Here is a 14765-nt window from a genome sequence, read left to right as displayed (position 1 = left end):
ACGCTCCTCAGATCGACCGGACCACCCGATGATCGAAGTATCGCCCATGGGGTCGACATTCCGGACATACCTAGGTCCCACACGTCTTCGCTGGAGGCGTCGACGTCACACGGATTTCAGCGGTCCCGAGCTGAGTTCTCCTTCGCCCGCCTTAGGTCCATGGCGAGAAGCGGGACGAAGCTGACGAAGAAATAGAACGGCGCATGCCGCCAGCTGCCGAAGAGGGCGCAGACCCCCGCGACCACCGCGAGCGACAGCAGGAAGTGGAGCAGCAGGTCGCGGCGCAGCAGGTGACGATGCGCGGCGCGCATCCGCTCGTGCGAGTCCTCTTCGGCCGACGACTCCCACTGGGTGTCGTCTTCGCTGTCCATCAGTTCTCCCCGTCGCGTTCGCGTCGTTGTGCGTCGACCCTACCGGCGCTGAGCTTCCTGTGGCCCGGCGCCGGAACGCTCAGTGCGCGCCGACGATGCGGTGCGGGACGTACGGCGCCTCGAGCGCGGCGAGCTCCTCCTGGCTGAGCGTGAGGTCGAGGGCGCCAAGTGCCCGATCGATGTGGCCGGTGCTGGTCGCGCCGATGATCGGGGCCACCACCGGGTCCTTGGCCAGCAACCAGGCGAGGGCCACATGGACGCGTTCCACGCCGCGCTGCTCGGCGATCGTCGCGACCTGCTCGACGATCTGCCGGTCGGTGTCCTCGGTCGCGTCGTACTTGGACTTCGCCGTCTGATCCGTGCGGGCGCGTTCGGTGTCCGCGTCCCAGTCACGGGTCAGCCGCCCGGCCGCCAGCGGGCTGTACGGGGTGGAGGCGACGCCGAGCTCCCGCAGCAGCGGCATCATCTCGCGCTCCTCCTCGCGGTACAGCAGGTTGTAGTGGTTCTGCATGGAGATGAACTTCGTCCAGCCGTTGACCTCCGCGACGTGCTGGGCCTGCAGGAACTGCCAGGCGAACATCGCCGAGGCACCGATGTAGCGGACCTTCCCCGCACGTACCACGTCGTTCAGGGCCTGCATCGTCTCCTCGATCGGGACCGAGTAGTCCCAGCGATGGATGATGTAGAGGTCGATGTAGTCGGTGCCGAGGCGCTGGAGGCTGGCCTCGACCTCCGCGAGGATCGCTTTGCGGGAGAGGCCGGCACCGTTCGGGCCCTCGTGCATGCGGCCGTGCACCTTGGTGGCCAGCACGATCTCCTCGCGCCGGGCGTAGTCGGTCAGGGCCTTGCCGAGGATCTCCTCGCTGCGACCGATCGAGTAGACGTTCGCGGTGTCGAAGAAGTTGATGCCCGCATCAAGGGCGTGCTTGATGACCGGCCTGGAGTCATCCTCCTCGAGCACCCAGGGATGGATCCAACGTGTGGGGTCACCGAACCCCATCGCACCCAGGCACAGCCTGGAGACGTCCAGTCCGGTGCTGCCCAGCTTCACGTAGTCCATGCGGTGCTCCTCCTGGTGACGGGTCCGGGGCGGCGTCGCCCTCTCCGCCATCCTGTCACCGCGGTCAGCTCCGCAGGTGCTGTCCCACCAGGCGGACGACGCGGGAGAGCAGCGGGATGCCGACGACCAGAATGATCCACCACAGGCTCATGCCCATCTGGTACCCGATGACGGCGAAGATGATCAGGCCGATCATCGAGGAGAACAGGCCGGTCAGCTGGGCTCCGAAGGAGCGTCCGCCCCGTCGGCCGCCCTGGTGCCCGCCGTGCCCCTGCCCGGTGAAGTCCGAGTGCCACTGGGACTGCTGCTGGCCATCCCCGCCCTCGGCCGTCTCTCGGAACCGCGGCGCCATGCTCTGCGCAGGATCGTCCTGGGCGGGAGGGCCGCTCGGCGGGGGCTGCGAGGAGAAGTCCGAGGACCATCCGCTCGAGCTCTGCGGGGACGGATCACGGTCCTTCCCGCCCAGCCATGACGGGTCCCCACCCGGTCCGCTGTCGCTGTTCCCCCAGTTGCGTGCCATGCGCACATAGTAGGCATCCGCCCGCCTGCGGCACGATGTCTGCGGGCTTCGCGGTACGGTCGCCGGATGATCCATCTCGACGATGACCAGGTGCGCAGCCTCCTTCCCGCCCCCACCGAAGCGGTCGCCCTGATGCGGGAGACCCTGCTGGCCCTGGCCGACGGCTCCGCCTCGGTGACCCCGAAATCCCAGGTGGTCCATGAGGCGGGCGGCTTCGCCAACGCGATGCCTGCGGCCTGGCCGGAGCGCGGCCTGCTCGGGATCAAATGGGTGGTGCTCACCCCGTCGAACCGCGAGCGCGGCGGGGAGATGATCGATGGCCTGATGGTGCTCTCCGGGATCGACGGCTCGACCCGCGCCACGATGGGCGCGGCCGAGCTGACGGCGCTGCGCACCGCCGCGGTCACCGGCGCCTCCCTCGTGCTGGACGACCGGCCGATCACCTTCTTCGGCACCGGGGTGCAGGCCCGTTCCCATGCACGGGTGATCGAGGCTCTCGGTCGCGGACCGCTGACCGTGTGGGGTCGGCGCTCCGCCGCGCTCGAGGAGCTGCGCGCCTGGTGTGCCGAGCACACCCCGCAGCTCGAGCTGCGCACCACCACCGACCGTGCCGGGGCACTGCGGGGCGCGGGCGTGGTCATCAGCGCTCTGCCGATCGGGCTCACGGATCAGGCTCTGAGGCCAGGTGAGGTCGCGGCCGACGCGACGCTGCTGCCCGTGGACTACGCCTCGGTGGCCGGCGCCGAGATCTCCCGCACCGGCACCGTGGTGGCCGATGATCCCGTGCAGTTCGAGGCGCTGCGCTCCCTCAAGCACGGCGAGGACTACCCGCACGCGAGCGGCGCCACCGGCGACCTGCTGCGCAGCGGCCGGCCGGAGGGCCTGGTCATCGCACAGAACCTGGGCTCCGGCCTCGGTGACGTGGTCCTCGCCGACGCCGTCGCCCGGGCGGCCGGCTCATCGGTCCCGTCGGCCTCTTCCACGTTCTTCGACACGGGCGTACTCTGAAATCCACAGCGTCGAGCGGATCACCCGCTTCCCAGCCGTGCTGCCGGTGCGAGCACCGCGCCGGCCGACCCGTCGGAGCTCCTGCACGGAGCAGACGAACGGAGGGACAGACATGTTCATCGACGGCCCCGTCCACCCACCCCTGACCCGCGCGGACGACGACCCCGCGCGCGCACCCGTGAGGTGGGCCGCGATCATCTGCGGGATGTTCTTCCTCGCGATCGGCTTCGCAGGATTCTTCCCCGGCATGACGCAGAACTTCAACACCATCGAGATGGGCTACGGCTCCGAGGCGATGGTGCTGGGCCTCTTCCAGGTCTCCTTCCTGCACAACATCGTCCACCTGCTCTTCGGCGCCGTCGCCATCGCGCAGTCGAGATTCTCGAACTCGGCGCGCCGGGTCTTGCGCCTCGGCGGCGGCCTCTCCGCGGCGCTGTGGATCTTCGGCCTGCTCGTGAACCAGGACTCGGCGGCGAACTTCCTGCCCCTGAACACCGTCGACACCTGGGCATACTTCGTCCTGGCGGTCGTCATGATCGGGCTGTCGTTCCTCTCCAGCGACATCACGCCCGCCACAGCGAAGGCCGACCACCGCTCCTGAACCTCGGCCGTGGGCCGACGCGCGTGCTCCGACGCATCTAACGCAGCACGGCGCGCGGCGCCGTGGCATCCGCCGTGCTGCATGGCAGATGGATGAGCGCCGAGAAGTCGGTGGAGGGTCTGCGCACCTCGAAGGTGTCCCGCACGGCCCGTGGGTCAGTGAACAGGGATGTATCCACCTGCCAACCGATGAACCGGCGGGGACCGGGGTGCACGAACTCCTCGCTGGTCACGACGGCTCGGCCGAGCTCGGCGAGCGCGCGGTCGGTGGTGTCCGCGTGGACCGGTGACAGCGGCACGACAGCGTAGTCGTCTCTGCCTGTCGAGGGGTCCACAGCCCGGCATTCACCCTCGCCGCATAGCATCCCCACCGGCACGTACCGCTCCCCGAGCGCCTGGCCGAGCAGGTGCCCCATCGTCGGCCCGCCCCAGCCCTCTGGGTTCCGGGCGAGATGCTCGTTGTGCGCCCAGAGCACGGTGATCCCTTGATGGGGCAGGTTCTCGAGCAGGGTGTCGGCCATGTGGGCGTCGCGGCGGTGCAGCCGGGTGAGGTCCGGCGCAAGCAGGTACGCGTCGGCGTGACGGCGAAGATTCTGCGCGAGCGCCGCCGTCTGCGGATCTCCGTCGGCCTCGAGCGCGTGGCATGCCTCCACCAGCGCGCTCACCCCGACGGCCGTGAGCGCATCGCGAGCAGCGACCGCGCGCAGCGCCGGCGCCTGTGCGCCCCTCTCGAGCAGTGCCCGCGCCGTGCGATAGGGCTTCGAGACGTCGACGCCGAGGAACCGTGGCCGCCGCGCCTCGTCGAGAGTTCCGGTGATCTCCTGAAGAGTGCGCAGACCCTCTCGGATCGTCGCGGTGTTCCAGAGCGAGCTGCCCAGGTCCCAGGCGGCGTCGAGGTCTCCCCATCCGCGCAGCGCGGCATCGACCTGCAGGCCTACCGTGAAGGACTCCTCGAACGCGAGCATCGCGAGGCTGCCCGATCGGGCCAGCTCATGGATCACCTCGAGCTTCAGGGCGAACGCCTCAGCGGTCCCGTGCGTGGGCTCCCCGAGCCCCAGCACCGCGTCCTCCGCGAGGCCTGAGAGGAGTCTGCTGACGGGGAGGCGCTCATACGGACAGCTTTACATCACTTTGGTCACCATCGCGTGAGACCCGCACTCCCAGCCGATATGATGATTCCATCATGCCGCTATCTCAGAGTCAGCGTCCCCTCTACGAGGTCAAGGCCAACCTTTTCAAGGGGCTCTCCCACCCGTTCCGCATCCGCCTGCTCGAGCTGCTCGCCGACGCCGACGAAGTCAGCGTCGCCGCGCTCCACGCCGAGACCGAGCTCGAGGCCTCTCACCTCTCCCAGCACCTGGCCGTGCTGCGCCGTCACCACCTGGTGACCTCCGAGCGTCGCGCGAGCCACGTCTACTACCGCCTGGCCGATCCGCGCATCCGCGAGCTGCTCGCGGTGGCCCGCGCCCTCCTGCTGAGCATGCTCAGTGAGGACCGTGCACGACTGGATGCCGCACAGAGCCTGCCGGAGATCAAGGCGGCGCACCGATGACCGCCCCCGCTCTCTCCGAACGTCTGCGCGCGGCACTGGTGCGCTCCCGCAGCCTGTGGCCCGCCCGCGAGGACTACCGCCTGCTGCCGAAGACCTGGCGGAAGGACCTGGTCGCAGGCGTGACCGTCGGCATCGTCGCGCTGCCGCTCGCGCTCGGCTTCGGGGTCAGCTCCGGCCTCACTGCGGAGCAGGGCCTCATCACCGCGATCGTCGCCGGGCTGCTCGCCGCTGTGTTCGGCGGCTCGAACGTGCAGGTCTCGGGGCCGACGGGCGCCATGGTGGTGGTGCTGGTCCCGATCGTCGCCAACTACGGCGTGGGCGCGATCGCGGCCGTGACACTGCTGGCCGGACTGATCGTCACGGTCACCGGACTGCTGCGGCTGGGGAAGGTCGTCTCGATCATCCCGTGGCCGGTGATCGAGGGGTTCACCCTCGGCATCGCCTGCATCATCTTCATGCAGCAGATCCCGCTGATCACCTCCGCGGATCCGGCCGCGCCGGGCGAGCACAGCTCGAACGCCCTCGTCGCCGCCGCGCAATCCCTCCTCGCCGCAGACCCCACCTATCTGCTGTGGGCGCTGGGCGCGGTGGCCATCGTTGCAGCGTGCATGGTGATCGCGCCGCGGATCCACCCCTCGATCCCCGGGTCCCTCATCGGGATCGCCGTCGTCGCGCTGCTGGCCGTGCTGATCCCCGGCCCGCTGGCCACGATCGGTGCGATCCCCGCGAGCCTGCCCGCCCCCTCGCTGCCGCACATCGACCCCGAGCTGCTGGGCGTGCTGTTGCCGGCCGCCGCCACCGTCGCGGCGCTCGCCGCGATCGAGTCTCTGCTCTCCGCGCGGGTGGCCGGCTCCATGGCGGACACCGGCGCCTTCGACCCCGACCGCGAGCTGGTGGGCCAGGGGATCGCCTCGGTCGGCGCGTCCCTGTTCGGCGGCATGCCCGCGACCGGCGCGATCGCCCGCACCTCGGTGTCGATCCGCGCCGGGGCCCGCACCCGCGCAGCCTCGATCGTGCACACGCTGGTGCTGCTCGCGGTGGTGTACGTCGCGGCCGGGCCGGTGGGGATGATCCCGCTGGCGGCCCTGGCCGGGGTGCTGTTCATGACCGCGATCCGGATGGTGCGACTGGCCACGGTGCGCGCGATCATGACCTCCACCCGCTCCGATGCCTGGATCTTCGCGATCACGGCGCTGATCACCGTGTCCTTCGACCTCATCGTCGCGGTGCTGATCGGTGTGACGCTCGCGGCCGTCGTCGCCCTGCGCGCCGCCTCCCGCTCGACCGGCGTGACGCTCGAGCCGATCCGCGCCGAGCAGCCCAGCGAGCTCGACTCCTCGATCGTCGCGGTGCGCTTCCAGGGGCCGCTGTTCTTCGTCTCCTCCGAGCGGGTCTTCGAGACCGTGATGGGGGTGGGCGAGGTGACCGTGGTGATCCTGCGGCTGGCCCGGCTCGAACGGGTCGACGCCTCCGGCGCCCAGGTGCTGGCGGAGATCGTGCGCGGGCTCGAGCGGCGCGGGATCACGGTGCTGAGGGGGGTGCAGGACAGCCACAGCTCCCTGTTCCGCCAGGTCGGAGTGCTCGCGGCGCTGCGTCACCACAAGCACCTGTTCGTCGACTTCGACAGCGCGCTCGAACACGCGAGATCCCACGTGGAGCGGGCGCGCGCCGCGCAGCCGCCGCACACCGGCGCCGGCTCCTGAGGCCGCGCCCCCTCAGGCCACGCGCACCAGCTCCCGGCGGAGCCGGCTCAGCTCATCCCGCGTGCTCCACCCGCTGAACAGGCCGGCCCCCGGCTCGAGCTCGCGACCCTCGGCGAGGGTGCCGACCTGCACGGGCTCGAAGCCGATCCGCTGCAGCAGCCGGCCCACGGCGTCGGCGGCGCGCTGATCGTCGGCCGCCACCGCGATCGCCCGGCGCTGTGGGTCGCCGTCCTCGCGGCCGTGGTCCTCGACGTCGTGATAGCCGATGTGGTTCAGGGTCTTCACCACATGCGCCGCCGGCAGGCGGGCCGCGAGCAGCTCGCTCGTGGACAGCCGACCGTCGAGGTCACCGAGCTCGGCGCGGGCAGCCGCGACCGCGGCGGCGTCCGCCTCGCCCCAGGGATTGGTCGCATCGATCACCACGGCGCCCTGGAATGCTGCGGGTTCGAGGGCGAGGGCGACATGCAGAGGCACCGTGATCGCGACGACGTCGCAGCTCGACGCGAGGACGTCGGGGCCGACGTGCCGCGCACCGGGCAGCCTCGCGGCGAGCGCGGTGGCCGGCGAGCGCCCGGCCACGGCGACCTCGACGCCGCGGCGCAGGGCGGCGCGGGTGAGGGCGCTGCCGATCTTGCCCGGGCCCAGCACCCCCAGACGCAGGCTGCGCACCGTGCGCGGCGTGGGCTCCGCGGCTGGCTCCCCGGGGGACTCGACGGAGAGGTTCGCCGCGTTCGCCCGCGCCGTCTTGCCGTGGCGGAGCGCGGCGTGCAGCAGGTCGCGGGCGAGGGCGTCGTTGCGGCGGTGGCAGGGGGCGTTGGTGCGGGGCCGGGCGAAGGCGCCGATGGGCAGCTCGGAGGTCCAGGGGCCGACGGCCCACAGCTGCGGCTGCGCGCGGCCATCCGGCCCGATCACGCGGTGGCGGGAATCGACCTCGAGAGTGCCCGGTGAGGCGGCGGACTCCCTGCCCACCGCAGTCCCGCCGCCGGTCACGAGGTCCCGCAGCAGCGGGTTCGTGGACTCGGCCAGGGACGGCTCGGGCAGGAAGGCGTCGACCAGGGCGTCGGTCGTGACGCGCGTGCCCGCCCCGCCGCGGGCGGTGAACAGGCCGGAGGACTCGTCGGCGCTGACCCTCACCCGCGGCCCCAGGAAGTGGACCACCCCGGCGCGCTCGAGCGCGAGCAGCTGGCACAGGCGGTGCGGCGGAGGGCCGGAGTCCACGAAGCTGAACAGGGAGTGCCACCAGCGCGGGTAGCCGCCGGCCGCGCCGCCGCGGAGCCGTGCGGGGGAAGCTGCTCCACGAGCACGCCGAACAGGCGCAGCAGCACCTGGAACAGGGCCCGGGCGGAGCTGACGTCCCCGTGGGTGCGGGAGCGCAGATCGTGCTCGATGTGGCGCACCACGGCGTCGCGGGTGACCTGCGGATGGGCGTCGCCCTCCAGCCAGGACAGCGGGTGATCCAGCCAGTCCAGGGGCTCCTCGCCAGGGGCGGCGAGGGGTGAATCCGGCACCCAGCGGTGGATCTCCTCGGCGATCAGCGGCACCACGTCGGCGCGGAAGTCGAGGAGCCCGTCGGCGTCCTCTCGGGCCCGCAGGGCCTCGGGGGTGACGTGCACGAGGTCACCGAGCCCGGTGGGCTCACCCTCGTCGCGCACCTTCGAGTGGTAGGGCACGCCGCGACGCGATCCCACCCAGAGCCGGGGCTCCCGGCCCGATGGGACGTAGCTCAGACGCCCGGGCTCCCCGGTCGCGGATCCGGCGTGAACTCGCCTCCGCGCCCTTCGGTGAGCAGCGCCATCAGGTCGATGAAGGCCAGGCCCATGCCGCGCACGATGACGTCGTGCCCGGGGGCGAGGAGGTCGAGCTGCGCGTCGGAGGCCTGGGACGGCGCGAGATAGGTGCCGCCGTGGCGGCGGGCGAAGGCGGCCAGCTGGTGCCGGACAGCCGACGGGCGCGCATCGTTGTGTCCCGCGGCCAGGAGCAGCAGGTCCGCGTGCAGCGGGTCACGGCCCTCGAGCTCGACAGCCCAGCCAGCCCCGTCGGCCTCATCGAGCCGGCCCTCCCCAGGAGCGTGCGATTCCGCGACCGCGAGAGAGCCGTGAGCGGCGGCGGGGCGCACCGCGGTCGCCATGGTGCGGTGCACGGTGACCGTGACCGCCTGCGGCAGTCGTGTGAGGACCTGGCCGAAGAACCATTCGAGGTAGAGGGCCTGCACACGGCGGCTCGGGAAATCCTCAGCCTGGAGCGCCTCGATCTCGGCGAGGCGCTCGGTGCCGGCGGTGGGCGCCTCGATGGTGCCGCGACGGATCCCCTCGGCCCACTCCGCGAGCGAGGGGCCCGCCTGGATGGGGCCGGCGCAGTCGACCGTGTCATCGGGATAGATCGAGACATCCGCCGCGCGCGAGTTCATCAGCAGCAGCGGGCTCTCCGCCGCCCGCCAGATGCGTCCGGCACCGGGCATGTGCGGATCCACGATGTCGACATGCAGCGGGGCGCGCGCGAGGGACGCACAGCGCGGCATTCGCGCCGAGCCGCTCGAGCACACCGATCGCCCGCGGTCCGCCGCCGATGATCGCCAGGCGCGTGCTCGCTGCCCTGATCGAGGAGTTCATCCGTCGGGATCCCTTCTGAGGTGCTTCTGTGTCACACAGTGACGGCCCATAGCCGCCGCCTTGCATGTTCATTAGATTGGCTTATACCGTCTGGTACTGCAAGCCCGGACCACCCTCCGGTTCACGTTCCGTCACGGAAGGCACCCCATGACCTCGTCCGTCGTCTCCCCGAGACCGCACGCCGCACGCCCTCGGCCACCCCGGCCACCGGGCATGCCCCGGCGAGGGGACCGCACGAGATGTCGTGCCCGAACGGCCAAGAACCCCCGAAGATCTCTCCCACCTGCGGGTCGTCCCCGCCCGGCATCCTGGCCGCGTGGTGCTCGCCGTGGCCGTCGGCCTGGTCGTCGCAGCCGTGCTCTACTCCTTTGTCACCAATCCGCGGTGGGAGTGGGGCGTGGTCGCCCAATGGTTCTTCGCGGAGTCGATCATCCGCGGCCTGCTCGAGACGCTGAAGCTGACCGTCCTCGCCGGCGCCCTGGGCTTCGGCCTGGGGCTCCTGCTCGCCCTGATGCGACTGTCCAAGTCGCCCCTGATCTCGAGCGTGAGCTGGACGTTCTCCTGGGTGTTCCGGTCCACGCCGCTGCTGGTGCAGCTGCTGCTCTGGTACAACCTCGGCTACCTGTACGAGCAGGTGCGGTTCGGGATCCCGTTCACCGATGCGACCTTCTTCGAAGCACGCACCAGCGACCTGATGACGCCGATGCTCGCGGCGGTGCTGGGACTGGGCCTGCACCAGGCGGCCTACTCCGCAGAGCTGATCCGCGGAGGCATCCTCTCGGTGGACCAGGGGCAGCTGGAGGCCGCGAGCGCGCTCGGCATCCCCGCCCGCGACCGCTCACTGCGGATCGTGCTGCCGCAGGCGATGCGGGCGATCCTGCCGCCCGCCTTCAACGAGGTCATCGGGCTGGTCAAGGGCACCTCGATCGTCTACGTGCTCGCGCATGCGGAGCTGTTCTTCACCATCCAGCTGATCTACGGCCGCACCCAGCAGGTGCTGCCGATGCTGCTGGTCGCGACGGTCTGGTACGTGGTGATCACCTCGGCGCTGTCCGTCGGCCAGTACTACATCGAGCGCCACTACTCCAAGGGGCGGTGCGCACCCTGCCACCCACCCCGCTGCAGTCGCTGCGCGCCCGCCTGGCCCGATTCCGCGCCACCCCGACGGGAGCTGCCGCATGAGCACCACCGACATCACGGCACCGGCCGGGGACTCATCGAGATCCGCGGCGTGCACAAGTCCTTCGGGGATCTCGAGGTGCTGCGCGGCATCGACCTGCGGATCGAGCCCGGCACCGTCACCGTGATCCTGGGCCCCTCCGGCTCGGGCAAATCCACCCTGCTGCGCACCATCAACCACCTCGAGCCCGTCACCCAGGGCCTGATCAGTCTGGACGGCGAGACCATCGGCTACCGCCGCGAGGGCGATCTGCTGCACGAGCTGCACGAACGGGAGGTGCTGCGCCAGCGCACCGCGATCGGCATGGTGTTCCAGAGCTTCAACCTCTTCGCCCACATGACGGCACTCGCGAACGTCGCCGAGGCGCCCCGCCGCGCCCTCGGCGTGCCGCGGCGCGAGGCCGAGGCCCACGCCCGCGAGCTGCTCGCCCTGGTGGGACTGTCCGACAAGGAGCGTGTCTATCCCCGACAGCTCTCCGGCGGCCAGCAGCAGCGGGTCGCGATCGCCCGGGCCCTCGCCCTGCGACCGAAGGGTGCTCCTGTTCGACGAGCCCACCAGCGCACTCGACCCCGAGCTGGTCGAGGAGGTGCTGGCGGTGATCCGTTCACTGGCGCGCGCCGGCACCACCCTGGTGATCGTCACCCACGAGATCTCCTTCGCCCGCGACGTCGCCGACACCGTGGTCTTCATGGACCACGGCCGGATCGTCGAACAGGGACCGCCGGCCGAGGTGCTCGACCGGCCCCGCCACGAGCGCACCCGTGCGTTCCTGGCGAAGGTCCGCACCGGCGGAGACACCCCGTCGGCCGCCCCCGAAGCCCCCACCGATCTGCTCCACCATCTCCCCGAGGACCACTCATGACCCGATCTCTGCTCTCGCGCCGCGCACTCGCGGCCTCCGGCCTGCTGCTGCCCGCCGCGCTGCTCGCAGCCTGCTCCGATCCCGCTCCCGCCGCGAGCGCCGGCGGCGACTCCGGCTCCGGGGCGTCCGACGGAGGCGGTGAGGGCACGGGAGGCATCGACACCTCCGGCGCTCAGGAGCTGATCCGTGGCACGGCCGATGAGGAGATCGCCGCTCTGCTGCCGCCCGAGATCGCCGAGGCCGGCGTGCTGCGGGTGGGCATCAACGGCACCAGCGCCGCACCGCTGTCCTTCCTGGCCGACGACAACCAGACCTACATCGGCTCCGAGATCGACATCGCCCGGATCGTTGCGGACAAGCTCGGCCTCGAGTTCGAGCTGAAGCTGACCACCTGGGAGAACTGGCCCCTCAAGCTCGAGGCCGGAGAGTTCGACGTGGTCCACGCCAACATCGGCGTCAACGAAGAACGGCTGCAGAAGTTCGACTTCGCCTCCTACCGCGCGGCCTTCATGTCGTTCCTGGTCAAGAAGGGAGCGGACTTCTGGCTCGAGGACGCCGACTCCCTCAGCGGCCGCATCATCGCCGTCGGCAACGCCACCAATCAGGAGCGGATCCTCACCGACTGGAACGCCGAGCTGGAGGCGGCGGGCAAGGAGCCCGCGGAGCTGAAGAACTACTCCACCGACGCCGACACCCTGCTCGCCCTCGGCTCCGGGCGCGTCGACGGCTACATCTCCCCTTCGCCTCGCTGAGCTTCATCGCCGCGCGCCGTGACGACTTCGAGCTGCAGGGCCGGATCAACGCCGGCTGGCCCGACGAGACCCTGGTCGCCGGGACCTTCGCCGGCGGCAGCGGCCTCGCCGAGCCCTACGCGGCGGCGCTGAACGCCCTGATCGCCGACGGCACCTACGCCCAGGTCCTCGAGCGCTGGCAGCTCAGCGAAGAAGCACTGACCGAGTCCCGCGCCCACACGAAGGAGAACCCGTGACCACCACCCACGAGCTGCCGGATCACACCGCCGCGGCCTCCGACCGGGTGCTGCCCGTGCTCGCCGTCGATCTCGTCACCGACCCCGCCCTGCTGGGCGGCCTCTCGACCTGGCCCGCGGCCTGGAGGACTCCGGCGTCGGTGCCCTGACCCTCAGCGACGGCGGCCTGCACCCGATCCACGTCGCCGCCCACCTCGCACCGCTGACCGGCTCCATCGGCCTGCTGCCGCGCACCGACGCGGTCTACGTCGAGCCGTTCCACCTGGCCACGCAGCTGATGAGCCTCGACCACATCAGCCACGGCCGGGCCGGCTGGCTGCTGAGCGCCGAGACCGACCCGGCGGTGCCCGCGACCGTCGGCCGCGCCGTGCTCGACCTCGACGCCACCGCCCGCGAGGCGGCCGACGTGCTCGAGGCCGCGCGCCGCATCTGGGACTCCTGGGCACCGGATGCGGTGGTGCGCGACGTCGAGCGCGGGCTGTATGTGGACGCCTCCCGCCTGCAGTACGCCGATGTCGAGGCCGAGACCTTCTCGGTGCGCGGCCCGGCCATCACGCCGCGCTCCCCGCAGGGGCTGCTCCCCGTGCTGGTCGCCGATGCGGATCGCGCCGCCGCCGGCGAGCGCGTGACGACCGAGCTGGCCGACGGGCGGGTGCTGGACCTGGACGTCTCCGGCGGTGCGCTCACCGGTGCGGTGAGCACTCTGATCCGTGAGGCCACCACGCGCACCTCCGACGCCGCCTCGGTGCGGCTGGTGCGCCTGGTGGGCCTGGACCTCGAGACCGACCCCCTGGGCACGGTCGCCGAGCTCGCCACCTCCCTGCGCGCCGAGGGCCTGATCGCCCCGGCCCCCGCCCCCGGGCAGGACCTGCGCGTGCAGCTCGGACTCGAGCCCGCACCGTTCCGCCCCGATCCCGCACGGCGCGGCGACCGCGCCCGCCTGACCCGCGAGGAGTCCGCATGACCACCGCCTTGTCCCCCGCCCTCGCCACCGGCCCCACCGCGCACCCGATCCACCCCGATCACACCCCCACCGGGCAGCTCGCCTTCGGCGCGTTCTTCCAGGGGTGAACTCCTCGACCATCTGGCGCCTGCCCCAGAGCGGGGACCAGGTGGCGTGGGAGTCCTTCGAAGCGCTCGTACGCACCGCCGAGCGCGGGAAGTTCGCCGCCTTCTTCCTCGGGGAGGGGCTGCGGCTGCGCGAGCACCGCGGCGTGCCCTTCGAGCTCGACGTGGCCGGCCGGCCCGACGCGCAGACGCTGCTGGCGGCGCTCGCCGCGATCACTGAGAACATCGGCCTGGTCGCCACGCAGAACACCACCTACAACGACCCGGTGGACCTCGCCCGACGCCTGCAGACCCTCGACCTGCTCTCCGGCGGCCGCGCCGGCTGGAACATCGTCACCACCGACAACGCGTGGACCGGGGAGAACTTCCGCCGCGGCGGCTACCTCGACCATGAGGACAGGTATATCCATGCCGAGGCGTTCGTGCAGGTCGCCGAGCAGCTCTGGCGCGGGGACCAGATCAGCCACGACGGCGCCCACTACTCGGTGCGCGCCCAGGGCGAGCTGCCCCGCTCCGCCCAGGGACGCCCGGTGCTGTTCCAAGCCGGGGCCTCCCCCACCGGGCAGGACTTCGCCGCCCGCACGGCGGACGTCATCTTCTCCCCGCACGGCACCCTCGAGGCCGCGGTCGATTTCCGCCGCAGCATCGTGGAGCGCACCGTCGCCGCCGGCCGCGACCCGGGCAGCGTGAAGATACTGCCGGGCGCGGAGATCGTGCTCGCGCCGACGGAGAAGGAAGCCGACGAGAAGATCCGCTGGGTGCGGGACCTGCAGATCGGCCCTGAGCAGGCGATCGCGCTGCTCGAGCAGTACTGGGGCCGGGACCTCTCCGATTTCGACCCGGACGGTCCGCTGCCGGACGTCGCCCCGGAGGTCTCCGAATCCGGGGTGACCCGCGGCGCCGGCTTCCAGTTCGCGAAGGCGGAGGAGCTCACCCGTGCCTGGCGTGAAGAGGCCGCGGAGAAGGGCCAGTCGATCCTCGAGTTCGCCCGCACGAAGGCCGGTTCGCGGCGCGGCAGCTTCAGCGGCAGCTACGACGCGGTCGCCGAGCGCCTGGTGGAGTTCGCGCGCCTGGGAGCGATCGACGGACTGAACATCACCCCGTGGCTGATCCCTTCCGGGCTCGACGACATCGTGGACGAGCTGATCCCCCGCCTGCAGGAGCACGGCGTGTACCCGGCCGACTACGCGGGGTCGACGCTGCGCGAGAACCTGGGGCTGCCGGTGCAGTGAGTCCGGCACATG

Annotated in this window: 14 protein-coding genes and 3 pseudogenes; 10 read left to right on the top strand and 7 right to left on the bottom strand. The window is 71.4% G+C overall.

All coding sequences use genetic code 11. From position 1 onward, the window contains the following. Window positions 1-116 precede the first annotated feature (116 nt). From H3H54_RS01585 to H3H54_RS01575, 3 genes are all read right to left on the bottom strand, one after another. On the bottom strand, window positions 117-371 hold the full coding sequence (locus H3H54_RS01585) for a hypothetical protein (protein ID WP_262425240.1): 255 nt from the start codon (window positions 369-371) through the stop codon (window positions 117-119). 79 nt (window positions 372-450) lie between these two features. Next, window positions 451-1431 (bottom strand): aldo/keto reductase, encoded by a 981-nt coding sequence (locus tag H3H54_RS01580; RefSeq protein ID WP_262425239.1) that lies wholly within the window; start codon window positions 1429-1431, stop codon window positions 451-453. Window positions 1432-1495: 64 nt separating this feature from the next. Then, complete coding sequence (locus H3H54_RS01575) at window positions 1496-1951, bottom strand: hypothetical protein (RefSeq protein ID WP_262425238.1); 456 nt, start codon at window positions 1949-1951, stop codon at window positions 1496-1498. A gap of 66 nt (window positions 1952-2017) precedes the next feature. Between H3H54_RS01575 and H3H54_RS01570 the strand changes: the two genes are divergently transcribed. Both H3H54_RS01570 and H3H54_RS01565 read left to right on the top strand, forming a co-directional pair. After that, window positions 2018-2959, top strand: coding sequence for an ornithine cyclodeaminase (locus tag H3H54_RS01570; RefSeq protein ID WP_262425237.1), 942 nt, complete (start codon window positions 2018-2020; stop codon window positions 2957-2959). Window positions 2960-3071: 112 nt separating this feature from the next. Beyond that, window positions 3072-3560 (top strand): DUF4383 domain-containing protein, encoded by a 489-nt coding sequence (locus tag H3H54_RS01565; RefSeq protein WP_262425236.1) that lies wholly within the window; start codon window positions 3072-3074, stop codon window positions 3558-3560. A gap of 37 nt (window positions 3561-3597) precedes the next feature. Here the strand turns inward: H3H54_RS01565 and H3H54_RS01560 are convergent, their stop codons facing one another. Beyond that, window positions 3598-4620 carry an erythromycin esterase family protein gene (locus tag H3H54_RS01560; RefSeq protein WP_262425235.1) on the bottom strand — a complete coding sequence of 341 codons (1023 nt, stop codon included), beginning with the start codon at window positions 4618-4620 and terminating at the stop codon, window positions 3598-3600. A 122-nt stretch (window positions 4621-4742) separates the two neighbouring features. Here H3H54_RS01560 and H3H54_RS01555 point away from each other — a divergent pair, with 122 nt between their 5' ends. Beyond that, on the top strand, window positions 4743-5111 hold the full coding sequence (locus H3H54_RS01555) for a helix-turn-helix transcriptional regulator (protein ID WP_262425234.1): 369 nt from the start codon (window positions 4743-4745) through the stop codon (window positions 5109-5111). Next, window positions 5108-6814: a SulP family inorganic anion transporter gene (locus H3H54_RS01550; protein ID WP_262425233.1), complete on the top strand. Its 1707-nt coding sequence runs from the start codon at window positions 5108-5110 to the stop codon at window positions 6812-6814. The genes H3H54_RS01555 and H3H54_RS01550 overlap by 4 nt, the downstream gene beginning before the upstream one ends. Before the next feature lie 12 nt (window positions 6815-6826). On the opposite strand, the gene H3H54_RS01545 is transcribed toward H3H54_RS01550, so the two are convergent. The 3 genes from H3H54_RS01545 to H3H54_RS01535 are packed head-to-tail and all read right to left on the bottom strand — an operon-like array spanning window position 6827 to window position 9272. Further along, entirely contained in the window at window positions 6827-8032 is a 1206-nt protein-coding gene (locus H3H54_RS01545; protein WP_262425232.1) for an NAD(P)-binding domain-containing protein, read from the bottom strand. Continuing rightward, a complete protein-coding gene (locus tag H3H54_RS01540; RefSeq protein WP_262425231.1) occupies window positions 7945-8484 on the bottom strand; it encodes a hypothetical protein in 540 nt (179 codons plus the stop codon). Before H3H54_RS01540 ends, H3H54_RS01545 begins: the two co-directional genes overlap by 88 nt. Window positions 8485-8537: 53 nt before the next feature. Next, window positions 8538-9272, bottom strand: a complete 735-nt coding sequence (locus H3H54_RS01535) for an FAD/NAD(P)-binding protein (RefSeq protein WP_262425230.1) — start codon at window positions 9270-9272, stop codon at window positions 8538-8540. A gap of 395 nt (window positions 9273-9667) precedes the next feature. Here H3H54_RS01535 and H3H54_RS01530 point away from each other — a divergent pair. From H3H54_RS01530 to H3H54_RS01505, 6 genes and pseudogenes are all read left to right on the top strand, one after another. Next, a pseudogene (locus tag H3H54_RS01530) lies at window positions 9668-10605 on the top strand (amino acid ABC transporter permease). After that, window positions 10595-11465: pseudogene (locus H3H54_RS01525) on the top strand (amino acid ABC transporter ATP-binding protein). Before H3H54_RS01530 ends, H3H54_RS01525 begins: the two co-directional pseudogenes overlap by 11 nt. Beyond that, window positions 11462-12217 (top strand): transporter substrate-binding domain-containing protein, encoded by a 756-nt coding sequence (locus H3H54_RS01520; RefSeq protein ID WP_316249109.1) that lies wholly within the window; start codon window positions 11462-11464, stop codon window positions 12215-12217. The pseudogene H3H54_RS01525 and the gene H3H54_RS01520 overlap by 4 nt, the downstream one beginning before the upstream one ends. 232 nt (window positions 12218-12449) lie before the next feature. Next, entirely contained in the window at window positions 12450-12602 is a 153-nt protein-coding gene (locus H3H54_RS01515; RefSeq protein WP_262425229.1) for a hypothetical protein, read from the top strand. After that, window positions 12563-13417, top strand: coding sequence for an LLM class flavin-dependent oxidoreductase (locus H3H54_RS01510; protein WP_316249189.1), 855 nt, complete (start codon window positions 12563-12565; stop codon window positions 13415-13417). The genes H3H54_RS01515 and H3H54_RS01510 overlap by 40 nt, the downstream gene beginning before the upstream one ends. Then, window positions 13414-14753: pseudogene (locus H3H54_RS01505) on the top strand (LLM class flavin-dependent oxidoreductase). Before H3H54_RS01510 ends, H3H54_RS01505 begins: the two are co-directional and overlap by 4 nt. The last annotated feature ends 12 nt before the right edge of the window (window positions 14754-14765 follow it).

This window comes from Brachybacterium sp. Z12 (assembly GCF_014400405.1).
GTDB lineage: Bacteria > Actinomycetota > Actinomycetes > Actinomycetales > Dermabacteraceae > Brachybacterium.
Note: the sequence above shows the minus strand (reverse complement) of the source record. Positions and strands in the feature narration are given on the sequence as shown.

Excerpts from the sequence above, each read along its gene's own strand:
- H3H54_RS01585 (WP_262425240.1), bottom strand. The coding sequence starts at position 371 with ATGGACAGCGAAGACGACACCCAGTGGGAGTCGTCGGCCGAAGAGGAC.
- H3H54_RS01580 (WP_262425239.1), bottom strand. The coding sequence starts at position 1,431 with ATGGACTACGTGAAGCTGGGCAGCACCGGACTGGACGTCTCCAGGCTG.
- H3H54_RS01575 (WP_262425238.1), bottom strand. The coding sequence starts at position 1,951 with ATGGCACGCAACTGGGGGAACAGCGACAGCGGACCGGGTGGGGACCCG.
- H3H54_RS01570 (WP_262425237.1), top strand. The coding sequence starts at position 2,018 with ATGATCCATCTCGACGATGACCAGGTGCGCAGCCTCCTTCCCGCCCCC.
- H3H54_RS01565 (WP_262425236.1), top strand. The coding sequence starts at position 3,072 with ATGTTCATCGACGGCCCCGTCCACCCACCCCTGACCCGCGCGGACGAC.
- H3H54_RS01555 (WP_262425234.1), top strand. The coding sequence starts at position 4,743 with ATGCCGCTATCTCAGAGTCAGCGTCCCCTCTACGAGGTCAAGGCCAAC.
- H3H54_RS01550 (WP_262425233.1), top strand. The coding sequence starts at position 5,108 with ATGACCGCCCCCGCTCTCTCCGAACGTCTGCGCGCGGCACTGGTGCGC.
- H3H54_RS01535 (WP_262425230.1), bottom strand. The coding sequence starts at position 9,272 with ATGCCCGGTGCCGGACGCATCTGGCGGGCGGCGGAGAGCCCGCTGCTG.
- H3H54_RS01520 (WP_316249109.1), top strand. The coding sequence starts at position 11,462 with ATGACCCGATCTCTGCTCTCGCGCCGCGCACTCGCGGCCTCCGGCCTG.